We start from the raw sequence: 24,460 nt of genomic DNA, 5'->3' as shown, positions 1-24,460 counted from the left end.
TAATTATTGTATTTTTGCCACTTATAAGGATTAACCTATGAACTTTTTAGATAAACTTGTCATTGCCATAGATTTTGACGGAACTATTGTTGAGGATGCCTATCCAAAAGTTGGAAAAGCACGCATTTTTGCATTTGAGACTATGAAGCGTTTACAGCAAGATGGCCATCGTCTTATCTTATGGACTTATAGAAGCGGCTCTAAAGTTGATGACGCTGTAGAATTTTGTAAAGAGAATGGTATAACATTTTATGCCGTAAATCAAAGTTTCCCTGAAGAGCAATACGACAACAAAGTCAGTCGAAAAATTTATGCAGATATCTACATAGACGATAGAAATATTGGTGGTGTTTTAGGTTGGGGCGAAGTATATCATTTAATCGCTAATGAAACACTCGACATTAAAACTACCAAACCAAATAAAGGTTTTTTAGGACTCTTCAAGAAATAGTCAATTACATCATTTCAAAATAAGCTTTATCTATGTCTTCTCTGTGATCTGGGTGAGCAATATTCACTAAGGCATTAACACGCTCTTTAATCGTTTTGCCATATAAGTTAGCAACACCATATTCGGTAACTACATAATGTATATGTGCTCTAGTCGTCACTACTCCTGCTCCCATTTTTAAAGCCGGTACTATTCGGCTAATTCCTTTTTTAGTCACTGAAGGTAATGCGATAATGGCTTTACCACCTTCGCTTAATGATGCTCCTCTAATAAAATCCATTTGTCCACCAACACCTGAGTACATTTTTGAACCGATAGAATCAGCACAAACCTGACCTGTGAGATCGACCTCAATAGCAGAGTTAATAGCCACCATTCTTGGGTTTTGTTTAATTACCGATACATCATTTACATAATCTGAAGATCGCATTTCAACAAATGGGTTATTATCAACATAATCGTATAAGCGCTGAGAACCCATTAAAAAAGTAGCCATAGCTCGACCAGGATTTACGCCTTTGTAATTACCATTAATCACATCCTTTAGAATTAAATCTATAACGCCATCTGAAAACATTTCAGTGTGTAAGCCTAAATCTTTATGATTATGCAATTGTGATAACACAGCATTTGGAATATTACCAATTCCCATCTGTAAGGTGCTTCTATCTTCAATTAAATTAGCTACATAATCTCCAATTTTGGTTTCAATTGGTGTTGGCTCAGTAACTGGATGTGCAGGCAACGGTTCATCGCACTCCACAAAGGCATCAATTTCTGAAATATGAATAACGCCATCACCAAAAGTTCTTGGCATTTGTTTATTAATCTGAGCAATCACATGATCTGCATTGTCAATCGCAGCCAAGGTCGCTTCAACCGATACACCTAAAGAACAGTAACCGTGTTGATCTGGAACAGACACATGGATTAGAACCACTTTTAAATCAACTATGTTACGTTTAAATAGCAAAGGAACTTCGCTCAAAAAAACAGGCGTATACGAACCATTTCCCGCTTTTAAAGTATGTCTTACATTTCGTCCTATAAAAAAAGAATTCACATGAAAGCTTTCAGCATATTCTGGATTAGCATAAGGTGCATCACCTTCAGTATGTAACTGGCAAATAGTAACATTGCGCAATTCGGCATGTCTAGCTGCAAGTGCGTTAACAAGAACCGATGGTACAGCTGCTGCTGCTTGAATATAAATTTTATCGTTTGATTTTACAACTTTTAGAGCTTCTTCAGCACTGACTGCTTTATACATTTGATGTCGATTTAATAATGATACAAAGTTAGTATAGAATTGATATTTAAAAACTGTCAAATATCATGTTTAAGTTAAAACTTTTAAATTTTAAATTTAAGTATCTTTGCGCATATTTTTTAATGATGATTATAGTAAAAACAAAAGAAGAAATCGAATTAATGCGTCAAAGTGCATTAGTTGTTTCTAAAACCTTAGGAATGCTGGCTAAAGAAATAAAAGCTGGTGTTACCACAAATCAATTAGACAAACTCGCTGAAGATTTTATTAGAGAACAAGGTGCTATACCTGGTTTTTTAGGACTGTACGATTGTCCGTCAACTTTACTTTGTAGCGTTAACGAGGCTGTTGTTCATGGTTTACCTACAGATATTCCTTTAAAAGGTGGAGATATTGTTTCTGTAGATTGTGGTTCAATAATGAATGGTTTTTATGGTGATCATGCGTATACTTTCGAAATTGGAGAGGTAGCACCAGAAACAAAGAAACTGATTCAAATTACTAAAGAATCGTTGTATGTTGGTATTCGTGAATTAAAAGTTGGTAATCGTGTTGGTGATGTTGGTTATGCTATTCAAAACTATTGTGAAGCTCATGGATATGGTGTTGTACGAGAATTAGTTGGTCATGGCTTAGGTAGAAAAATGCATGAAGATCCTGAAATGCCAAACTATGGTCGAAGAGGTCGTGGAAAAAAATTCATTGAAGGTATGGTTGTAGCAATAGAGCCTATGATTAATGGTGGAACTCATAAGGTTAAACAACTTGACGATGGTTGGACAATTGTTACTCAGGACGGAAAACCAAGTGTTCATTTTGAACACGATATTGCTATAGTAGATGGCAAACCTGAAATTTTATCAACCTTTGCATATGTTCATGAAGCTTTAGGAATTACCTCTACTGAAGAAGATGAATTCAGAAAAGAAGACCTTGTACTCTAAAAGATCATGAAAATAAAGTATTTATTAGTTGTTATTTTAATTGGATTTTTGTGCACCATTGTTGGTACCTTATTTAAAATACAACATTGGCAATTTGCAGATGAAATTTTTACTTTAGGATCATTGATAAAAGTGATTTTTATAGTTCTTTTAATATGGAAAATCCTAAGTTCAGATAAATCTAAAGACTTTTTAAACTGGTAGTTTAATTTGAAAAAACTCTTCAAAATAATTCTAAATACAATTCCTAGACCTTTACTAATTAGGTTAAGCTATGTTGCTCGACCTGTTCTTGCTTTTTTTTTAAGAGGAAACACCTTTACAGATCCAATAGATGGGAAGGGTTTTAGAAACTTTTTACCTTATGGCTATGGCAATCAACGTAACAACGTCTTATCGCCTTCTACACTATCACTAGAACGCCACAGATTGTTATGGTTGTACTTGAAAGCGGAAACAGATTTTTTCTCAGCAGAAAAAAGTGTACTTCACTTTGCTCCAGAACAGTGTTTTTTAAATCGCTTTAAAAAACTTAAGCATATTAATTATACAACTACAGATTTAGAATCTCCAATTGCTGACGTAAAAGCAGACATTTGTGACCTTCCGTTTGAAGATGATAGTTACGATGTGATTTTATGCAATCATGTGTTAGAACATATACCTGATGACACGAAAGCTATGCAAGAATTGTTTCGTGTATTAAAACCTGGAGGTTATGGTGTTTTTCAAATTCCACAAGATTTATCACGAGCGGAAACGTTTGAAGATAATACAATTACAGACCGAAAAGAACGCGCAAAAATATTTGGCCAATACGATCATGTTCGTGTATATGGTCGAGATTATTTTGACAAACTTCGAAGTATTGGCTTTAAGGTAGAGGAAGTTGATTATACGGCTAAACTTTCCGAAGCAGACGTTACTAAATATTGCCTAGCAAACGGTGAGATTATCCCTGTAGTTTTTAAATAAAAAAAGCTAAACTAAATACATTTAGAACAACTTTTTATATAATAGATTAATAGCAATTATAGGACACACATATTTTAAAAGGTCACATAAAAACTACTTTTTAAGAACTTTATAAGTAGACTCTTTTCCGATACTAAACACTTTTACCAGATATAACCCTTCAGTTAAATTTGAAACATCAAGTGTTGTTGCATTGCTTTCTATAACTTGTTGACCTAAAAGGTTAAATACTTCTACTTTTTGTATTGGCACATTTGATTGTATGTGAAGTTCGTTTTGTGCAGGATTTGGGTAAATAGTAACGGTTTCGGTAAAAAACTCATCTGTGCTTAAGTTATCACAATCTTCATTGTAAGTAGCACTAGCATCTTTTAACCAAGTGACTGGAGGTGTAAACCCATCATCAATTTGTATACAATTTAAATCTACATTGCTTGTAGCATTAAAATCTAAAATATCCAAGTTATAGTCATTGGCAACATTTAAATTCGTTAGGACATTATTAGAACAATTGAAGTTAATTAAGAATAAATTAGACACATCTATACTTGTTAAAACATTATATGAACAATCTAAACTATAAAAAGATGGTGAGAAACCAGGTAGACTCAAACTTGTTAGTAAATTATTACTACAAAGGATGCTTTCTAATTGAGTATTATTTGAAACATCTAAATTCGTCAAATCATTTCCAGAACAACTTAAATACAACAAGTTAGCATTATTAGACATGTCTAAATTAGTTAATGCATTGTCATTACAAGATAAAGTCTCTAATAGAGGATTACCTACATCTAAAACTGTTAAATTATTACTATCGCAATTTAAACCATATAAGTTTGGATTGTTTGCAAAGCCAATTATATCTATTGCATTATAACTACAATCCAGATAGCCCAAAAATGTATTATTTGATAAATCTAAACCTGTTAGCGTATTATTAGAACAATTTAGAAACTGTAAATTAGTATTATTTGACACGTTCAAATCAAAAAGAGCATTATAATTACAAGATAAATCCGATAACATTGTATTATTAGAAATGTCTAAACTCGTTAAAGAATTGTTTGAACAGGATAAGGTAATTAATCCTGTATTAGTAGATACATTTAAACTTGTTAAATTATTGGAACTACAATACAAGTCTGTTAGCTGAACACAGTTTGAAACATCTATACTTGATATTGTATTGCTTTCACATCTTAATTCTTTTAATAGTGTATTACTTAAAACATTTAGACTATTCAAATTATTATTACCACATCTTAATTTATTTAATTGCGGACAATTTGAAACATCCAAATTAGCTAATGCATTGTCATTACAAAACAATTCCCGTAATATAGTATTGGTTGTTAGTTCTAAACTAGGTAAAGCATTATTGAAACAACTTAGCTCACGCAACATTGAATTACTTAAAACATCTAAGCTGGTTAACATATTACTACCACAATATAAAAATTGTAATTCAAGGTTGTTAGAGACATTTAAATTTGTTAATGTATTATTATTGCAGAATAACTCTAGCAATGCTACATTACTAGATACATTTAAACTTGTTAGTGTATTGTTACTACATATTAACCTACGTAATGCACTATTATTTGAAACATCTAAGCTAGTTAATGCATTATTATTGCAGGTTAACTCTCGTAATTCTGTATTACTTGAAACATCTAAACTAGTTAATTCAATATTACCACAATCTAACATTTCAAGATTAACAAATGCTTCCAATCCTGTCAAGTCCAAGATATTAACATAATTATTAATATCTATTTCTCCATCATAAGCCATTGCTTCTGTGCAACTAATTTCATCATCATTATTAGTATCTATACCTAACCAACTACTAAGCAAATATGATTTAAAGTCAGCGTCTGGAATATTTACAAAGTCTGTACATTGAGCATTTGAATTTAACGGAAAAGCACTAAGTAGTAAAAAAAGGAATATCGTTTTCATGATATAGCATTAAGAATTAGCACTTTAATATAACCTTTTTTTTTGTTAATAAGGAAATCCGTTTAAGGGCAGCGTTTCAAGTTCTTGTTCATTATTTTCAAATACTAAAAACACCTTTAATTCTTGATATCGACTTCAACTCATTTTAAAAAAATAACGTTATGATAAAACCTACAATTATATAGAATAGTACAAGAAATAGTTCTAATTTATTCTTTCTAAAATAATTCATATGTTATAAAAAAAGAGAAAGTTGAGCTTATAAACACAGCTCAACTTTCTTTAAATTAATTATTAGTTTTTTATAAATCGTTTTGTTGAAACAAATCCATTTTGATCTTCAATACTAATAATGTACATACCATTAGACAGATTTGAAATATCTATTTGTGTTGAAGTACTTTCTATTACTATTTGACCTTGAATATTCAAAATAGCAACACTTTTTAGAATAGTTTTCATTTGAATATTCAATTTAGAACTAGCTGGATTTGGATACAGTTTAATTTGATTTTCTCCTAAACTAAAATCATTAATTCCTAAAGTAGAACTATACTCATATGCTCCCATATCTACAGTAGTACCAAAAATTCGTTGGTTTCCTTGTAAATCGGCATTACCAATTACATAAGTATTATCTCCTGTGTTTACTGCTGGAGAACTTGCTGTTAATGTATAATCGTTGGTTAATACATTTGCAAATAATGGATCAACGTTAGAAGTATTATTCTTCACCGAAGGAGGAACTGTAGAAAAATCATCTTCTGCTATAGAATTATCAACAGAAATCGCATTAACAAATGTTGTATGACCTCTAGTTAATGCTGGAGTTACAACATTTGACGCGCCTTTATTTCCATAAAAAATAGTATTAGAAATTGTAGTACTATGTGCAGAACCAGTTCCTTTTGATAAACTTACAGCACCACGTTGCGTACTTGCTTGTGTACCAATATCTGTATTCTCTGCAAACGTACAATTAACAATATTAGATGTTAATGTTACTCCGCTTCCACTAGCTCTTAACCATATAGCGCTTCCTGTATACCCATTTGTTCCTGTATTATTTTGGGATGTATTACTATAGAATAAACTATTTGCTATGGTTACACTATATACTTGACTTGCTCCAGTAGCTGTATAAACTCCTCCACCATAAGAACATAGATTGTAGTGAAAACTACTATTTTGAATATCTAAATGTCCACCTGAATCGAATCTAGAATAAACAGCAGCTCCAGCAATAGCGAAATTGTTTCTAAATGTTGAATTTTTAAGACGCAAATCTGTAACGGTATAACTTTTAAAAATTGCACCACCAAATCTGTCGTCTCCAGATGTCGCATTGGCTTGCCCACCTTCAACTACAATACCGTCTAATAAGATGTTATTCCCGTCGATTTTCACTACATGATATGCATTTTCGTCACGTCCATTTCCGTTATACGAAACTCCTGAATCATCATTATTGATATCACCACTCATTATACTTTCTGTAGTAATAAAATTTCTTTCACTTAAAAGAGTTTCTGTTCCAACAAATCCACCATAAATTTCTAAATCGTTTTGAGTAATAGTAAATCTATTAGAGCGACTTCCTGTTGGTGGTGTATACGTTCCTCCAGCAATCCATATTTTATCTTCATCTTGTGCAACAGCTAATGCGTCTTCTAATAAAACAAAAGCGTTTTGCCAGTTTACACCAGTATTCAATCCAGTTGCATTTTCATTAACAAAAATTGGAGTATCGAAACCTACGGTTGTCATGGTGTATGCACCTGGAACTCCAGCACAATATGCTCTTACATAAATATCATAAAAACCAGCCGTTAAACCTACTACTTGATGGCTTGCTGTTGTTAAACCAGTTATTGATGCACCAATATTCATTGGTTGCCCACTTTCTACATAAATTAAATCATAAGGACCAGAAGAATTAAATGAATGCGCCCAAGTTATATTTGTTAGGTTGGTTCCGCCTTGTACTTCTGCAATTAGTATATTAAATATTTCGTTACATGCTGTTCTTAACTCATAAGCTCCTAGATCAACAGTAGTTGAAATAATACGATCTTCTCCTGCTAAATCTGTAATAACATCATTTAACACTTTAGAATTGTCTCCAGCATCTATTCCTGGTGAACCACCTTGTAACGAATAATCGCCTCCTGATAAATCTGTAAATAAAGGATTGTCTGTAGTAACATTAACTCTCCAAACTGCTGGGAAACTTAGTAAACCGTCCTCTGCAATAACATTATTTGCTCTTTCGATATTAGCACCAAATCCTTGAGAATTTAACACATTCCCATTTCGTGAGTTATTCCAGAAAATAGAATTGTATGCATAGAAAGCCATTTGTCCTTGTGTTCCATCTGTATATATCGCACCTCTAAACGCATAAGTTAATGTACCTTGATCTGTATTGTTTACGACTGTACAGTTACGCATATATAAGTTTAAATCTCCTGCATTATTAGCTTTAAAACCACCTGCTGGACCGGTTTGACCTTGTCTTCCTGGCGCATCTTCAATTTTATTCGCATCAAATAAAACATTTTGAAGGTTCACGTTGGCTATTTGACTTGATGATTTAAAAAAGTAAGCATATATACCTGAGTAGTATGTACTCAAATTATTTCTGAAAATAGCGTTTTCTATACGTACGTTATCTGTTCTATTTAATTGGCATAACATTCCTGCTCCAGAATTAACAGCTACGTTGTTCTGAACAATTATATTACGCATTACCAAATTGTCTGATTCTACATTTTTATGAATACCAGCACCACTTCCAATAGCCTCTCCACCACTTACCGTAAAACCATCTATCGTTACATCATCTGCTATTAAGATATGTAATACACGTAAACTGTTATCTGCTCTTGTTGTGTTACCAAAACTAAGTATAGCATCATCATTTGCAAAAAGATCACCAGATAATACAGTTGGATTTGCTGATATATCTCTTTGTGATAAGCTTGTTTCTGTTCCTGAAAAACCACCATATACTTTAGTATTATCTTCTGTAATATTGAAACTAATTGCTGTATCAATAAAATCTGGAACATATGTTCCTGTAGCCACCCAAATATCTGTACCAGTAGTATAATTTGTAAATGCTGTTTGTAAATCTGTATGAGCATTTGCCCAAGACGCTCCATCATTTAATCCTGTCGCTGTTTGATTTACATATACAATTCCTGAACTTGTTGTAAACTGATTAAAACCTGACCATGCTGATGGCGAGCCAGAATCACAATGTTTTCTTATATATACATTGTATGTTGTATTTGGAGCTAGATTAGGAATAACACCATTAATAGTACCTTGACTATTTATAATTGTAGCACTTGCAAATGCCATTCCATTTTCGACAACTGCAATATCATAAGTACCTGCTTCTGGAAAAATAATATCCGTTGCTGTTGTAGATGTATTGGTTATAGAAAACTCTGCTGTAGTTGGTGGAAAACAAAACCCTAAGTTGTTTGCTAACGCATTAACTTCTGGAGTTGATAATGCTCTTTCATATAAATAAATATCATCAATCTCATCTAAATATACATTTGCATTTGTTAATGGTGAAGCAGTAGTTTTGTTTGCTATCGTTAAGTTTTGATTCGCATTTAAAGGATTGTCTATAGAAAAAGAATTTTGATTCGTTTTTGTGAATGATTGTGAAACACCGTCTATAAAAATATGAAAATTATAAGTTAAGAGGTACTGTGCATTTGCAAAATTACCAACCTCTGGATAAGTACGAGTCATCGTTACAACAACATGATGCCACTCATCATCATCTATTAATTCTGTATTAGTATAATCAAAAGAGTTTTGTGTATTTGCGCCTCCTGGAGCATTACTTTGTACGTAAGAACCTTGAATTCCTACTTGCCCATCTTTTTGATAGATATGAAATCCTGTTTCAAATGTTCCGAAACCTGCTCCAGAACGAAAACTTTTATCAAAAATAGTTCTATAATTCGAATCGTTTGTTGCTGTTTTTATCCAAAAACTTAAAGAGCTATTTGTAGAATTAAAATTCCCTCTTGTAAGATAGTCTCCATTAAGTTGTTTAGCATTTGTTGTTGTCGCAAAGCGATCATTTACATTTAGTGTTGCTGTTCCTGTTTGCGCCAAATCTTCAGCTCCTGGTGTTACCTCATTTATAAGACTTCCGCTAGTAAAAGAATATCTAGCTATTTCGTCGGTAGGTAGTTGAGCAAAGCCAAAGAAGCTTGCCATTAAGCATAAGATTAAAAGTAATTTTGATTTCATAATAAATTTGGTTTTAATTATTGTTATAAAACAAATATCTACTATGAAGACTCAGTAATATCAAGCCAATTTCTGAAATGTTAGTTTCGACTTCTAAAACAAAAAATCTCGTAAGTTCAACACTTACGAGATTTTAAATACTGTTGAAGACTATGCTTTACTGTTTGATAAATCGTTTGCTTAAAACGTTTCCTGATTCGTTTTCAATTTTAATTAAAAAGAGTCCGTTTGACAAACTTGACACATCAATATTTTTATTTTGAGTCCTTAATATTTCCTTTCCTAACATCGAATAAATAATAGCTTGATTAAATCCTTGAGCGATTTCAATATTTAAAACTGAAGTTGTTGGGTTTGGATATAGAGATACTGTGTTCAATGTAAATTCATCTACGCTTAATGTAGAACAATTTGTACTAAAACTTGCCATGGTATCTTTGCCTACCGCCCAATTTGCATCACTCCAAGCAACATTATCTACTTCTATACACGTTAAGCTTGAATTGTCTGCAGCATAGAAATAATTAAAATTACTGTTATTTCCATTTGCTACATTTAAACTTGTTAAAGACGTATTATTATGACCATATAAAGTTGATAAGACTGTATTAGCAGACAGATCTATACTTGTTAGCGAAGTAGCGTTACAACGTAAATAAGTTAAAGCTGTATTGGTAGATAAATCTAAACTTGTAAATGGATTATCACCACAATATAATTCTAATAAAGCTGTTGCACCAGAAATATTTAAACTTGCTAACGAATTCTCATCACAATATAATTCTGTTAAAACTGTATTAGTAGAAACATCTAAACCTGTTAAAGAATTATCACTACAATACAATTCTGTTAAAGCTATGTTATTTGAAATATCTAAACTTGTTAAAGCATTAGTAGAACAAGATAAAGACATTAATACTGTATTAGCGGAAACATCTAAACTTGTTATAGCGTTCTGAAAACACGATAGCATAGTTAAAGCTGTATTAGCAGAAGTATCTAAACTTGTTAAGGTATAATTACTTCTACAATACAATTCTGTTAAAGCAATATTATTTGAAACATCTAAACTTGTTAAATCATTATAAACAACATTTAATATTGTTAAAGCCGTGTTATTCGAAACATCTATACTTGTTAATGAATTATAAGCAGTATTTAGTTCAGTAATATTAGTAAAAGCTTCAATACCTGTTAAATCTAATATAGATAGGTTATAAGCATATATAGTTCCCGTAAAAGCAGTAGCTTCAGTACAATCTATTTCTGTATCGTTATTAGTATTTATAGCTGTGTTTCCTACTAAATAAGATTTAAAATTTGCATCTGGTATGTTTACGGTACAAGTTGGTCCTGTATATGGCGTAAATACAATATCATCTATAGTAAATCTATCAACACCATTAGCACTTGTAATTGTAAATGCTGTAACATTTGTCCAGTTAACATTAACATTAACACCTATTGCCCCTCCAATACTTTGTACTACATTAGAATTTGTTCCTCCAATTGGTGTAAATGTCCAATCATCAGTAGCACTTGAATTTCCATCAAGCGTATAAATAGATTGAATATTTATAGCAGCATTAAAACTAACAGTCAATGAAGTTGTATTAGGTCCACTGCTTACAACATAACCACTAGATCCAGCAAAACCACCACCATGAATATGCTGAAGAGCATTTGAAGAGTTTGTACATTCAACTTGTACACCAGAAATAGTCTGCCTTACGTAAGTCCCACCTCCATTGATTGTGGTTCCGCCTTCCCAATTAAAAGTTTGAGCATTACTACTCATCGTAAATACTGTAAGTAACAGTAAAAGTATTCTTGTTTTCATAAAAGGTTTAATTTTAGATTTATGAGAGCAAATATCCTATAAGACATATTTAAAAAATAGAGGCAACTTCTGAAATACAATTGTCAACTTCTAAAACAAAAAAAATCTCGTAAGCTTAAAAAAACTTACGAGATTTTAACAAAAACTATAACTTACTGCTTGATAAAACGTTTTGTTGAAACGCTACCATTTTATGTTTCTAAACCATACTAGCCTATATTTTGAACAATAGTTAAGAACTCTTCCTTTTTGTCATTAGAGATCGATACGGTTTTGTTATTTTCCATCACGATATAACCACCATCTTTTTTAATATATTCTTTGATGTAAGATAAATTGATAAGGTGTGAGCGATGCGGACGATAAAAAGATTTTATATCATGAAGGATATCTACAAAGAACTTTAGAGGTTTACTAACTAAAATACTTCCATCAGAAGTAGTTGAAACATTAGTGTACATTCCATCTGCTTCTAACATAATAATGTCTGTAAAATCTACAAACTTAATACCATCGGCATTCGGTAAACCTATTTTTTTAAAGTTAGAATCTTGTAGACTTGATTTTAACTCAGCTAGGCGAGTATCAATTTGAGAGTTACCCAAAAATGCTATAGCTTTATTAACAGCTTCTTTTACTTGACTTGGTCTTACAGGTTTCAATAAATAATCTATTGCAGACAATTGAAAGGCTTGTATAGCGTATTCGCTATAGGCTGTGGTGAATATAATTTCAAAATTATAAACCTCTTTTTCAATAAAATTTAAAATCTCAAGGCCAGAATGTTCAGGCATTTCAATGTCTAAAAAAACAATACTAGGCGTTTCTTGTTTTATAAGTTCTACTCCAGAAAGCAGATCTTCAGCTTCAAAAATTTGTGTAATTTTTGGGCAGTTTTCTTCAATTAAAATGCGCAAAACTTGTCTTGCTTTTTTTTCGTCGTCTATTATAAGTGCCTTCATATTATTTTTTTAAGATTGGGATTTTCAACATCACTTTAGTTCCTGTAGCTATATCATTCTCTTTTAAATCTATAAACTCAACACCTATCTTTTTATCGCGACCATAGTTTAACAAATCTAACCGTTCTGTTGTTGCTTTTAAGGCAAAGGACTTATGCTGTGATTCTCGTTTCTGATTGATTTCTTTAGATTTTTCTCTACCAATACCATTATCTTCAATGACACATTCTACTATTTTATTAGAAAATTTAGATATAGAAACACTCAGTTTTCTATTATCTTTTTTGTGCAACAAGCCATGCTTTAAAGCATTTTCTATATAAGGCTGAATAAGCATTGTTGGAATTTTCATCATCTCAGAATTCGCTGCATCAGTTACTTCAAAAGTATATTCTAACTGTTCTTCAAAACGCAACTTTTCGAGTTCTAAATAAAGATTTAAATTATGAACTTCGTCTGGAATAGAAATGAAACCCGTATCACTAAAATGAAGATAATTACGGATTAAATCTGCAAACTTTCCTAAATAATCACTAGCTAGATTTTTTTGATTCAAAACAATATAATCTTGAATAGAATTTAATGCATTAAATATAAAATGAGGGTTCATTTGTGCTTTTAAAGCTTTTAATTCTGAATCTTTATACTGCTTTTCTATTGCTAATCGTTTTTGTGTTTCTCTAAGTTCAATCGTTACTAATTCTGCATTCTTTTCAGCTTTCAATCGACTAAAATAAAAGACTGATGCCAGTAATAATAGGCCTGCAATAGTTATAGAACCTATAAACAAGTTTTTATTTTTCTGACTCTCGAGTTTTGTGATAACAACTTGCTGTTCTGCTGTTTCTTTCTCTCTTCTCGTTTTTTCTGTATCGTACTTTATTTCAATATCGCTAATGGCCTTTTTCTTTTCTATACCTAAAACGCTATCACGTACAATCGTTTCTTTATTTGAATAATACAGAGCATTTTTGTAATCTAACTTCTTTTCATAAACTTCTGACAACACTCTAAAATTGACCTCTAGGTTAGCTAAATTTGGATGCTTCTCTTTTGATAACATTATCTCAACTTCCTTTAATTGTTGCACAGCCAAATCATATTCTCCTAAAAACATTGAATTATTTCCAATATTTTGCATAGTAGCAATGATTCGTGTTTGATCTCCCATGTCTTCAAAAACAGGAAGTGACTTTTTTAAATACTCGTTTGTCTTTTCATGATCTCCTTTTTCATTATATAATGAGCCTAAGACACTATAAATCATAGCCTTTAAATAAGGTCTCTTTTCAATAGACTCTGCATGTTTGGCATATGTTATAGCATCATCCGTTTCATCTAGTTGGTATTTAACTGCAGCAATTTGCAAACACACTTCAGACAAAAACTCATCATCTTCTTTAACTTTAGGGTTATTGTACAATGATTCTACTAAATCTAAGGATTTACGATATTCTTCAATAGCATAATAAGCACCTGAAAGATTATATTTAGTTATGAGATAGTTTTTTTCATCTTCTTTGCCTTGGTCCTCATGATCTTTAAGCATTTCAAGTGACAATTCTATTGCTTTAGTATAATCACCTTTAGATTGATAAGCAGAAGAAAGGGATGTTTTAGCATCAATTATTAGTTCAAAATTCTGTAGTTTTTCTCCTATTTCAAGAGCTTTTTTACTAAACACAAGAGAAGAATCAATATTACCCTGTATTCTATGATACAATGCTTTTTCTTTAATCCATTTACTTTGAAGGCTCTCATTTCCATCTTCAATACTTTTATTAAGCAACTTGGTTAAAACATATAAGTGTACCTCAGAATCTCTGTGACGGTAAAAATTAATAAATTCAACTGATTTTTGTCTTTTTAAGCTATCAACTTCTATTTTAGAAAGTATTTGTTCTAAACTGTCTATTTCTCTTTGTTGAGCATTAACAAATTGAAATGAAAGGATTGTGATAAATAATAGTAATGCGTTTTTCATAAGGGTAGCATAGAATGCAAAAGTGATGTAAAATTAGATATAACAACCCTTTGAATTGCTGAAATGCGACTTTGGGTTTGTAATACAAATATTCTATTGCTCTGGAAAGTTATTTATGGACAGTGTTTCAAATTCTTGTTTATCATTCTCAAAAACTAAAAATGCTTTTAATTCTGGATGCGATTTTAAAAACTCGGTCACTTTCTCAATTCCCATTGCTTGAAAGGCTGTAGCATACCCATCTGCGGTCATACAATCTTTAGCAATTACAGATACACTTAAGATATTGGTTTTTGTAGGATAGCCTGTTTTTGTATTAATAATATGTGCATACCGATTTCCGTTGTCATCCGTTTTAAATTTTCGGTAAGTGCCTGAGGTTGCCATACCAACATTGGACAATGTAATTCCTTTTAAAACCGATTGCTCACCATCAAATCGCGGCTCATCAAGTCCTACTCTCCAAGGTGTTTCTTTTTCCACATTCCTTCCACTCGCACGAATCTCTCCTCCTATTTCTACAAGATAATTCGTGATGTTTTTATGTTTTAAAAAATCAGCAATCACATCTACACCATAGCCTTTAGCAATAGCATTAAATTCAATATAGGTTTGTGGTTGTTTGTTGACGTTATTATCAATCATCATCACTCTATCAAATCCAACAAAGCGCATGAGATTTTCAATCGTTGTACTATCGGTTAAAAACTTATTTTTATCAGCTCCAAAACTCCATGCATTAACCACGTCTCCAATCGTTGGGTCAAAAGCGCCTTCTGTAGCTTTATAGATTTTTTTTGATGCTGAAAACACCTTTACAAAATGTTTATCCATCACAATAGTTTCATTTCTATTTAACTTAGAAATATCTGAATCGGGAATATAAGTTGACATCGATTGATTAACAACAGCAAACAAACTATCAAACTCTTTGGTATAATTAATTTCAGAATTATAAATTACAGAAAATGAAGTTCCAAAAACTGGACCTGAAACTTTAGTATTTTCTAGTGTTGACTGAATTTGTTTTGTTTCCTCTTTACAAGAAAACAATACGAATAGCATTAATACAAACGTAAATTGTTTCATTTAATTAAGATTATGTTCGATGACTTGAATACCATTGTATTCTATGAGATAGTCTTCATTGAGATAGACTGGCAAGTCTTCGCCATTAGGATTTCCTAAACCAACACCTGCATATAAGACTTTTGCGTCTTTATCAAACGCGTGCTTTTTAAAAGTTTCCATCCAGACCATATCAAAATTATTAGGATTTTCAGGAAGCAACACAGCTTTTACAATCACAAAAAAGTACTGACTATTTTTATCAATACACACAAATTGAGGGTGTTTTTTCAACTTGCTATTAATGGCTACAAACTCAAAACCTCGTTGTTCTAAATCTTTACCAACGTGATTCATTGCCAAGTTGTGAATTTCTTGCTTTGTAAGTGCTTTACTCATACTGCAAAGATACAAACTTGCTATTTAAATCTTACAAATTTTGAGCTACTGAATGTATAATTAGACACAGGAATCTCTGCATCTTTTTTAAGTTGATACCAAGGTGACATATTTGAATCTTCAAGATTCTTAACCAAATGCACACTTTGAGCAGGCGTATTGCCTTGAAATAGTAGAAATAACTTCTCGCCTTGATCGTTAACTACCTCATCGCAAATCATAACGATATGACCTGGAGAACCGCCTTTGATGAGCATATCACCAATTTTAAGTGTCTTAGCATTATTGACTTTAGCGAGTTCATTGTATAAGGACAAAGTTCCAGAATACATATAAATTAAATTGAGATATTTATAAAAATTGTCTTTTGTATGATTAGCCTGAGCTGTTTTACTAAAAGTAACTTTATTGCCATTGATTTTTGGCCGAAAGCCTTCTGCATATTTGTTCCATGAACAATAATGACCAGAAGTGAAATTAAAACCAATTTCATCTTTACGATTATTATCCCATAGGAATTCACTTCGTATTCTAATTAATGCATCTGCGCATTGTTGCAGACCATTTTTAGGGACAGGGATTTCCAATACACCAACATGTCCACCTTGCCAGAAATATTGAGAAGCGTCATAGTTAATTATTTTGCTTCCAAAAGGTTTAAGGTTATAGTTTCTAAGGTAATCTTGGAAACTACCTTCGGTATAGATAACACGTTTATAGCCTTTAGGAGCATTAACTCTAGATAAAATAGTGAGGTTGTCTTTATTTATTAAATTCGAAATTTCAATACTTTCTATACCTGAACCAATCGTATTTTCTACAGATTTATACTGCACTGCACCAGCACCTAAAACAATAAGTGTAATTAAAGTTGCAATAATCATAAGTAGATTTTTCATATATACTGGAACGCAATAATTTATATATTTCGTATTAAATACTGAAAAATTAACTTTTGATTATGATATATTACTTATTGATTATGAAATGATGGAGTACAAAAAAACCAACTCGATTGAGTTGGTTTTTTTATTTTGTATTACTTAGATATACTAATAATAAGTATACTCATATCTCGTTGCTTGACCTGGAGCACCTCCAGATTCTGTATACGTACGTTCTAATACTGTTGGGTAGTTATTTGAATTAAACTGGTAGCTAAAAGCTATTGTTCCCATTAATTCATCAGTATCTGCATTATACTCATTAGCTGAGTTTATATTATTAATTGTTGAAAACCCATAAAGTTTTCTAAATGCATCTGGTTTAACTTTAGCATAAGGATGATTTTTATCATCGTAAGTATACGTTAAATAACTAGGTGTCCAGAAGTAATCACTATTCTCATACCTTGACATATTTCCGCTTGCATTATATTCTAAATCTTCAGTATTTGACATACTAGATACATCATCACACGTATTAAACTCAGCGTCCTCTTCATAATAGTGTGTAAACATACTTACATACTGTGCGTTGTTATATTCAAATTCAATTTTATCAACCTCAGGATCATCAAATGAAGACTGTACGTTGTCATAAGTAATGTCTTGGCATATACCAATAATCAGATCATTATCATATTCAAGGTAATCTATCTCAGTTCTTACGTCATCAAACGGATCTGTTTTTACTTCTGTAAATGATATCATGATGTCATTTGCATCATATTGGAACGTCGTAATTGTTTGTCCATATATTGTTACTGAAGTCAATTTAGTAATATTCCCAAGAGCATTGTATTGGTAATCATACCGTTCTTCAACAACACCACCTGCTGCCACTTTTTTAACGGTTTTAATTAATGTACCGTTACTACCACCTGGTAACATGCCATCATCATCGCTACTACTACTATCATCTGATGAACAAGAAAATACAACTAGTGCTAGGGCAAATAAAAATAAATGTCTCATAAAGTAAATTTTAATTGATTTCAACAAATATAGAATAATGTTTTAACAAGCCAAATACTACAAAACTATTAAGGGCTTATATATAAAAAAACAACCAACTCATAATGAGTTGGTTGTTTTTTTATTTGATATCCGCATCAATAACGAATTCATAATTATCTTCAAATATAACTTAGTAGCCTAGCCTCCGAAATCATCGAATCTAATGTGTTCATCTGGAATACCAAAATCTTCACCCATTTTTTGAACTGCTTGATTCATTAATGGTGGTCCACAGAAATACAATTCAATATCTTCTGGTGACTCATGGTGATTTAAATAGTTATCAATTACACAATTGTGTATAAATCCTACAAAACCATCACCAGCTTCATCATTAATATCAGTTTTAACTTTCCAATTATCTTGTTCCATTGGTTCAGATAATGCTAAATAGAATTTAAAGTTTGGAAAATCTTTTTCTAATGCTCTAAAGTAATGTATGTAAAATAATTCAGCTTTAGAACGTCCACCATACCAATACGTTACTTTACGTCCAGTTTTTAAGGTTCTAAATAATTCGTATAAATGAGAACGCATTGGAGCCATACCAGCACCACCACCTACATACAACATTTCTGATTCAGAATCATTGATAAAGAATTCACCATAAGGTCCTGAAATTATTACCTTATCTCCTACTTTTTGATTAAAAATATAAGACGAAGCGATACCAGGATTTACATCCATCCAGCCACCTTTGGCACGATCGAAAGGAGGTGTTGCAACACGAACATTAAGCATAATTTTTCTTCCTTCAGCAGGATAAGAAGCCATAGAATAAGCTCTTTCAACGAGTTCTTCGTTTTTCATAACCAAAGGCCATAATCCAAACTTCTCCCAATCTGCTTTAAACTTATCTGGCTCTCCTGGATGATCTTGTGGATGTGCAGAAACATCCATTTCTGAAAACTTAATTTCACAATTAGGAATTTCAATTTGAATATATCCTCCAGCTTTATAATTCATGTCTTCAGGAATTTCAACAACAAATTCCTTAATAAACGTCGCCACATTATAATTAGAAACTACAGTAGCTTCCCATTTCTTAATTCCGAAAACTTCTTCAGGAATTGTAATTTCCATATTCTGCTTCACCTTCACTTGGCAAGATAAACGTGCACCATGTGCTAATTCTTTTCTGCTGAAATGTGGTACTTCTGTAGGCAATGCTTCACCACCTCCAGAAAGGACGTGACACTCACATTGTATACATGTTCCACCACCACCACATGCTGATGGTAAGAATATTTTTTCAGCTCCTAGAGTCGTTAATAATGTACTTCCAGATGCCACTTCAATTTCTCTTTCACCATTAATCAAGATTTTTACTGGACCAGATGGTGATAATTTTTGTTTTACAAATAATAACAACGACACTAGCACTAATGTTACTAGTAAAAACGCTGCTACTGTTGCTAAGACGGTTCCTAATGTTCCTGCTGCTAAAATCATACTACTCTTCTATTTTAGTGTTGTTAGCTAAATCTGTATTTTCTTCAGTTGCTACTACTTGTACTTCAACTGTTGTCTCTCCACTTGTTGTTTCTGTTGCTTCTTCGTCACCACCAGTTAACATTCCTCCAAAACTCATAAAACCAATAGCCATAAGTCCTGTAATAATAAATGTAATTCCTAATCCTCTTAATGCAGGTGGCACGTTAGAATATCTAATTTTCTCACGAATAGCTGCAATCGCTAAAATGGCTAAGAACCAACCTATACCTGATCCAATCCCGTAAGTAGTTGCTAAGCCTAAAGTTGCAATTTCTCTAGATTGCATAAATAATGAACCTCCTAAAATGGCACAGTTTACAGCAATAAGTGGTAAGAAAATACCAAGTGAGTTATATAATGATGGAGAGAATTTCTCTACCACGATTTCTACCAATTGTACCATTGTTGCAATGGTTGCAATAAACATGATAAATGATAAGAAACTTAAATCATAATCTGCATACTCTGCTCCTAACCAAGATAAAGCTCCAGGTTGTAATACATATTGATCCAATAACCAGTTCAAAGGCACTGTTATAGCTAGTACGAAAATCACAGCAGCTCCAAGACCAACTGCAGTAGTTACTTTTTTAGATACAGCTAGGTAAGAACACATCCCTAAGAATGTTGCAAATACCATGTTATCTATAAATATCGATTTAAAAAATAATTCTAAGTGTTCCATATTCTATATTTTGATGACATCCTGAACTACATTCAGAATGACAATTCAATTTTTAATCTTCTACTAATGCTTTATTTCTTGAACGTTGTACCCAAATAATAATTCCTACTACGATTAATGCCATTGGTGACAATAACATGAATCCGTTATTCTCATAACCAATAGAATACAATCCAGTTTTTTCAATTGGATCTCCCAATACAGGAATCCCTAATAAAGTTCCTGATCCTAAAAGCTCTCTAAAGAATCCTACTATAATTAATATCACAGCATAACCTAAAGCGTTACCAATTCCGTCTAAGAAAGATTTCCAAGGACCATTACCTAAAGCAAAGGCTTCAAAACGTCCCATGATAATACAGTTTGTAATAATTAATCCTACAAATACTGAAAGTGTTTTACTTAATTCATAAGCAAAAGCCTTTAATACTAAATCCACAATAATTACCAAAGTTGCCACAACGATAAGTTGTACAATAATTCTAATTTTTGAAGGAATAATGTTTCGCATTAAAGAGATCACCACGTTACCAACACCTAATACAAATAGTACAGATATTGACATAACTATTGATGCTTCTAATTCAGCAGTAATTGCTAAAGCAGAACAAATCCCTAATACCTGAATCGTAATCGGGTTATTATCTGCTAAAGGGTCTTTTATTAAAGCTGCGTCTTTTTTTGAAAGTAAGCCCATACTATTATTTTTTTAGGTTTTTGAAATAAGGTACATAAAGCTTCAAATCGCTTCTAATCATTGCAGAAACACCGTCACCTGTAATAGTTGCGCCAGCGATTGCATCGACCTCATTATCTGTTTTATCATTGTTTTTAGGATCAGCATTACCTTTAGCAACATTAATCCCTTTAAAACTTCCATTAGACATTAAATGTTCTCCAATAAAGTCGTCCATGAAGTAGCGTTGTTTGATATTAGCACCTAAACCAGGAGTTTCTCCTTTGTGATCAAAATAAGCGCCTTGTACTACCATGTTTTCATCCATAGCTACATAAGCCCAAATAGCATCCCAAAGACCTTTACCTCTAATTGGAGCGATGTAATATTTTTTACCTTTTTCATCTTCTCCAACAAATAATGGTAATTGTCTTACTCCACCATCTTTAGCTTTAGCTTGCTCTTTTTTTACATCAATTAAATACGCTTGATCATTCTCTGTTGCCTGACCATTATAGCTTACAACTAATTGCTGCTTAATGAATTTATCAAATAATTCAGGTGCTTCCTCTGTAGTTACAAAATTTGCAGAAGTCCCTTCATTATTATTAATTCCCATTGCATAGAGAATATTTTGTTGTTTCTCTAAACGTTTGTTTTCTGTAATAGTTGGTTCTAATGCTGAAGCTAAGTAAGCCAACAATGATCCTACTACTAATACCATGATTATGGCAAATATTAGAGTATACGAATTTTTATCTGTTCTCTTTTCCATCGTTAAGCTGTTTTAACTTTTAGACGTTTCATACGACGTTTTACATTTCCTTGCACTACATAATGATCGATAGTTGGTGCAAATACATTCATTAATAGAATGGCTAACATAACACCTTCTGGATATGCTGGATTAAATACACGAATCATGATTGAAATAAATCCAATTAGAAATCCGTAAATCCATTTTCCTTTATTAGTTTGTGAAGCCGTTACTGGATCGGTTGCCATAAAGACAGTTCCAAAAGCAAATCCACCAATTAATAGGTGATGCCAAAATTCTGTACTCATTAAGCCATAGAATTTACTTGATTCAGTAATCCATCCTGAACTCACAACACCATTAAATATTAATCCCATTACTAAAGCTCCTATAGCTGAAGACAACATGATTCTCCAACTTCCAATCTTCGTGAAAATCAAAAACAATCCAGCTAATAGAATTAATAATACTGATGTTTCTCCAACAGAACCAGGAATTAATCCATAGAACATATCCATGACCTCATAACCTACTTCTTTATTTTGTGCTAAGCTACCTAGAATAGTTTCTCCTGAAATTGCATCAAGATTTTCACCAGCTGCTATCATTTGATCACGCTCAACTGCGCCTTCAACCCAAACTTTATCTCCAGACATCCACGTTGGATACGCGAAGAATAAAAAGGCTCTAATAGTTAAAGCAGGATTTAGAATATTCATTCCTGTACCTCCAAACACTTCTTTACCAATAACAACACCAAAGGCAACTGCTACTGCTAGCATCCAAAGTGGTGTATCAATTGGTACAATTAAAGGCACTAACATTCCTGTTACTAGGTATCCTTCTTCTACTTCGTGACTATTTTTCATAGCAAATAGAATCTCAATAGCTAAACCCACACCATAAGAAACTATCACTAATGGAATCACCTTCCAGAAGCCAACCATAAAGTTGTCCATAGTCCAAAATGCTGAACTAAAGAAACCTCCTGTTGCTTGTTGAATGTCTCCAAAAGCTAAATGATGTTGATATCCAGCATTAAACATTCCGAAGATTAAACAAGGTACCATCGCCATAATAACGGTATTCATGGTACGCTTTAAATCATCGGCTACTTTAATGTGAGTCCCATTATGAGTTGTCTCATTAGGTAAGAATAAAAACGTATGTATTGCAGAAAATGCTGGCAACCATTTTTTGTCCTTATTCTTTTCTTTAAAATTATGTAAACTACTTTTTAAACCCATTATCCTATTTCTTTAAGCATTAAGTCTAAACCTTTTCTAATAATATCTTGATGTGGCTGTTTAGACACGCATATAAATTCTGTCAATGCAAAATCTTCAGGTGCAACCTCGTACATTCCTAAAGCTTCCATTTCATCTAAATCTTCATATTTACAAGCCTTTAATATTTGCATTGGATAAATATCTAATGGAAATACTTTTTCATAAGAACCTGTAACAACAAAAGCACGATGTTCACCATTGGTATTGGTGTTTAACGCAAATTTTTTCTTAGGTGTTAACCAAGAAAAAGTTAGAGCTCTTGACGTTGAAATTTTATTAAAAACTGGTTTAGTCCAGCCAAAAAGTTCATAATCGTCACCTTCAGGGATTACAGAAATCACATTATCGTAATACCCTAAACTTCCATCTGGCTTTAATTGTTTCCCTGATAATACATTACCAGAGATAATACGATCGTTACCATCTTTTTCTACTCCATTATCGTAGACCATAGTAGCAACTTCGCTTCCTATTCTAGTTTTGAAATATCTTGGTTTCTTAACGGAAGAACCTGCTAAAGCAACAACACGCTCAGCATTTAGTTTTCCTGTCATTAATAATTCACCAATAATAACCAAGTCTTGAGCATTAACAGTCCAAACAACTTCGCCTTTATTTACTGGATCAATTTTATTGATATGAGTTCCAACATTTCCTGCCGGATGAGGACCAGATACATTATGAATTGTTGCATCAGTCATACTCGCCAAAGGCGAATTTCTCGATCCAACACCAATATGCACTTGACCTTCAGTTAATTTTGAAAGCGCAGAAACAGCGGCTTGTAATTCAGCTTCTTTACCTTGTAAAACAAAGTCTAAATCAGCTGCCAAAGGCGCAGTTGCATAACCTGAAATGAAAATCGCTTTTGGTGATTTTTCAGGATTAGCAATAACGTCATACGGTCTTTGCTTTATAAAAGGCCAACATCCTGAGGCTAATAAATGAGCTTTAGTTGTTTTGGCATCTGAGTTCATATTGAACTTACCAAAATCGTTATAAGACTGTTCTCTGTCTGCTTGAATCTTAACAGCATCAATACGTCGTTTAGGACCTCTTAATACTTCAATCACAGTCCCAGAAACTGGAGAAACAAACTTTACCTCTTCATTTGATTTATCATAAAAGATAACATCGCCTGCTTTTAAGGTAGTTCCTTCTTTTGCAACAAGTTTTGGAATAACGCTGTGAAAATCTTCAGGTCTGATAGTGCAGAAATTACTTATAATGGCTTGTTCTACTGATTTCTCAGCTTCGCCTACAAGTTTTATATCTAGACCTTTTTTAATCTTAATGTCTTTTGACATACGCTTTTTATTGAAATTAGTTGTCTAAAAATCGGTGCAAAAATACGAATTAAATGAGTAAAAAAACAGCATATTTACGAAGTTTGTTATTTTTATTTGTTCTAAATAGAAGAATTTAAGCCAGATATAAAAACTGGCAACCATTAATTTGTTAA

Annotated in this window: 20 protein-coding genes; 4 read left to right on the top strand and 16 right to left on the bottom strand. The window is 32.4% G+C overall.

Annotated features, from left to right (window positions below):
* The first annotated feature begins 37 nt into the window (after positions 1–37).
* Entirely contained in the window at positions 38–451 is a 414-nt protein-coding gene (locus tag RH81_RS10600) for a BT0820 family HAD-type phosphatase (protein WP_033960180.1), read from the top strand.
* Between the two features lie 4 nt (positions 452–455).
* Here RH81_RS10600 and RH81_RS10595 read toward each other — a convergent pair whose 3' ends face one another.
* Entirely contained in the window at positions 456–1,721 is a 1,266-nt protein-coding gene (locus tag RH81_RS10595) for an acetyl-CoA hydrolase/transferase family protein (protein WP_033960179.1), read from the bottom strand.
* A 125-nt stretch (positions 1,722–1,846) separates the two neighbouring features.
* On the opposite strand from RH81_RS10595, the gene map reads away from it, so the two are divergent.
* Genes map through RH81_RS10580 form a run of 3 tightly spaced genes read left to right on the top strand, consistent with a single transcriptional unit; the run spans position 1,847 to position 3,640 of the window.
* Positions 1,847–2,665: a type I methionyl aminopeptidase gene (map, locus tag RH81_RS10590; protein ID WP_033960178.1), complete on the top strand. Its 819-nt coding sequence runs from the start codon at positions 1,847–1,849 to the stop codon at positions 2,663–2,665.
* A gap of 6 nt (positions 2,666–2,671) precedes the next feature.
* The gene (locus RH81_RS10585) at positions 2,672–2,869 is read left to right on the top strand and encodes a GldL-related protein (RefSeq protein WP_033960177.1); all 198 of its coding nucleotides are present in this window, start codon (positions 2,672–2,674) and stop codon (positions 2,867–2,869) included.
* Between the two features lie 6 nt (positions 2,870–2,875).
* Complete coding sequence (locus tag RH81_RS10580) at positions 2,876–3,640, top strand: class I SAM-dependent methyltransferase (protein WP_033960176.1); 765 nt, start codon at positions 2,876–2,878, stop codon at positions 3,638–3,640.
* Positions 3,641–3,733: 93 nt separating this feature from the next.
* On the opposite strand, the gene RH81_RS16535 is transcribed toward RH81_RS10580, so the two are convergent.
* The 15 genes from RH81_RS16535 to RH81_RS10505 form a co-directional block, all read right to left on the bottom strand.
* A complete protein-coding gene (locus RH81_RS16535; RefSeq protein WP_052172517.1) occupies positions 3,734–5,605 on the bottom strand; it encodes a leucine-rich repeat domain-containing protein in 1,872 nt (623 codons plus the stop codon).
* Positions 5,606–5,899: 294 nt separating this feature from the next.
* On the bottom strand, positions 5,900–9,886 hold the full coding sequence (locus tag RH81_RS10570) for a choice-of-anchor Q domain-containing protein (RefSeq protein WP_033960174.1): 3,987 nt from the start codon (positions 9,884–9,886) through the stop codon (positions 5,900–5,902).
* Between the two features lie 157 nt (positions 9,887–10,043).
* On the bottom strand, positions 10,044–11,726 hold the full coding sequence (locus RH81_RS16530; protein ID WP_052172516.1) for a T9SS type A sorting domain-containing protein: 1,683 nt from the start codon (positions 11,724–11,726) through the stop codon (positions 10,044–10,046).
* Between the two features lie 209 nt (positions 11,727–11,935).
* Positions 11,936–12,688 carry a LytR/AlgR family response regulator transcription factor gene (locus RH81_RS10560; RefSeq protein ID WP_033960171.1) on the bottom strand — a complete coding sequence of 251 codons (753 nt, stop codon included), beginning with the start codon at positions 12,686–12,688 and terminating at the stop codon, positions 11,936–11,938.
* Between the two features lies 1 nt (position 12,689).
* The gene (locus RH81_RS10555) at positions 12,690–14,672 is read right to left on the bottom strand and encodes a tetratricopeptide repeat-containing sensor histidine kinase (RefSeq protein WP_033960170.1); all 1,983 of its coding nucleotides are present in this window, start codon (positions 14,670–14,672) and stop codon (positions 12,690–12,692) included.
* Positions 14,673–14,765: 93 nt separating this feature from the next.
* Positions 14,766–15,761, bottom strand: coding sequence for an FAD:protein FMN transferase (locus tag RH81_RS10550; RefSeq protein WP_033960169.1), 996 nt, complete (start codon positions 15,759–15,761; stop codon positions 14,766–14,768).
* Positions 15,762–16,139 carry a hypothetical protein gene (locus RH81_RS10545; RefSeq protein ID WP_033960168.1) on the bottom strand — a complete coding sequence of 126 codons (378 nt, stop codon included), beginning with the start codon at positions 16,137–16,139 and terminating at the stop codon, positions 15,762–15,764. It lies immediately after the preceding gene.
* Between the two features lie 20 nt (positions 16,140–16,159).
* Positions 16,160–17,023, bottom strand: coding sequence for a DUF4846 domain-containing protein (locus tag RH81_RS10540; RefSeq protein WP_241478981.1), 864 nt, complete (start codon positions 17,021–17,023; stop codon positions 16,160–16,162).
* A gap of 168 nt (positions 17,024–17,191) precedes the next feature.
* On the bottom strand, positions 17,192–18,055 hold the full coding sequence (locus tag RH81_RS10535; protein ID WP_033960164.1) for a hypothetical protein: 864 nt from the start codon (positions 18,053–18,055) through the stop codon (positions 17,192–17,194).
* 180 nt (positions 18,056–18,235) lie between these two features.
* On the bottom strand, positions 18,236–19,549 hold the full coding sequence (gene nqrF / locus RH81_RS10530) for an NADH:ubiquinone reductase (Na(+)-transporting) subunit F (protein ID WP_033960163.1): 1,314 nt from the start codon (positions 19,547–19,549) through the stop codon (positions 18,236–18,238).
* Between the two features lies 1 nt (position 19,550).
* Positions 19,551–20,276: an NADH:ubiquinone reductase (Na(+)-transporting) subunit E gene (gene nqrE, locus RH81_RS10525; RefSeq protein ID WP_081988277.1), complete on the bottom strand. Its 726-nt coding sequence runs from the start codon at positions 20,274–20,276 to the stop codon at positions 19,551–19,553.
* Between the two features lie 52 nt (positions 20,277–20,328).
* Entirely contained in the window at positions 20,329–20,973 is a 645-nt protein-coding gene (locus tag RH81_RS10520) for an NADH:ubiquinone reductase (Na(+)-transporting) subunit D (RefSeq protein WP_033960161.1), read from the bottom strand.
* A gap of 4 nt (positions 20,974–20,977) precedes the next feature.
* Positions 20,978–21,727 carry a Na(+)-translocating NADH-quinone reductase subunit C gene (locus tag RH81_RS10515; RefSeq protein ID WP_033960160.1) on the bottom strand — a complete coding sequence of 250 codons (750 nt, stop codon included), beginning with the start codon at positions 21,725–21,727 and terminating at the stop codon, positions 20,978–20,980.
* A gap of 2 nt (positions 21,728–21,729) precedes the next feature.
* A complete protein-coding gene (locus RH81_RS10510) occupies positions 21,730–22,956 on the bottom strand; it encodes an NADH:ubiquinone reductase (Na(+)-transporting) subunit B (protein ID WP_033960159.1) in 1,227 nt (408 codons plus the stop codon).
* On the bottom strand, positions 22,956–24,305 hold the full coding sequence (locus RH81_RS10505; protein ID WP_033960158.1) for a Na(+)-translocating NADH-quinone reductase subunit A: 1,350 nt from the start codon (positions 24,303–24,305) through the stop codon (positions 22,956–22,958). Before RH81_RS10505 ends, RH81_RS10510 begins: the two co-directional genes overlap by 1 nt.
* Positions 24,306–24,460: the final 155 nt, after the last annotated feature.

The organism is Psychroserpens jangbogonensis (assembly GCF_000797465.1).
Classification (GTDB): Bacteria; Bacteroidota; Bacteroidia; order Flavobacteriales; family Flavobacteriaceae; genus Psychroserpens; species Psychroserpens jangbogonensis.
This window is presented reverse-complemented; position numbering and strand designations above follow the sequence as displayed.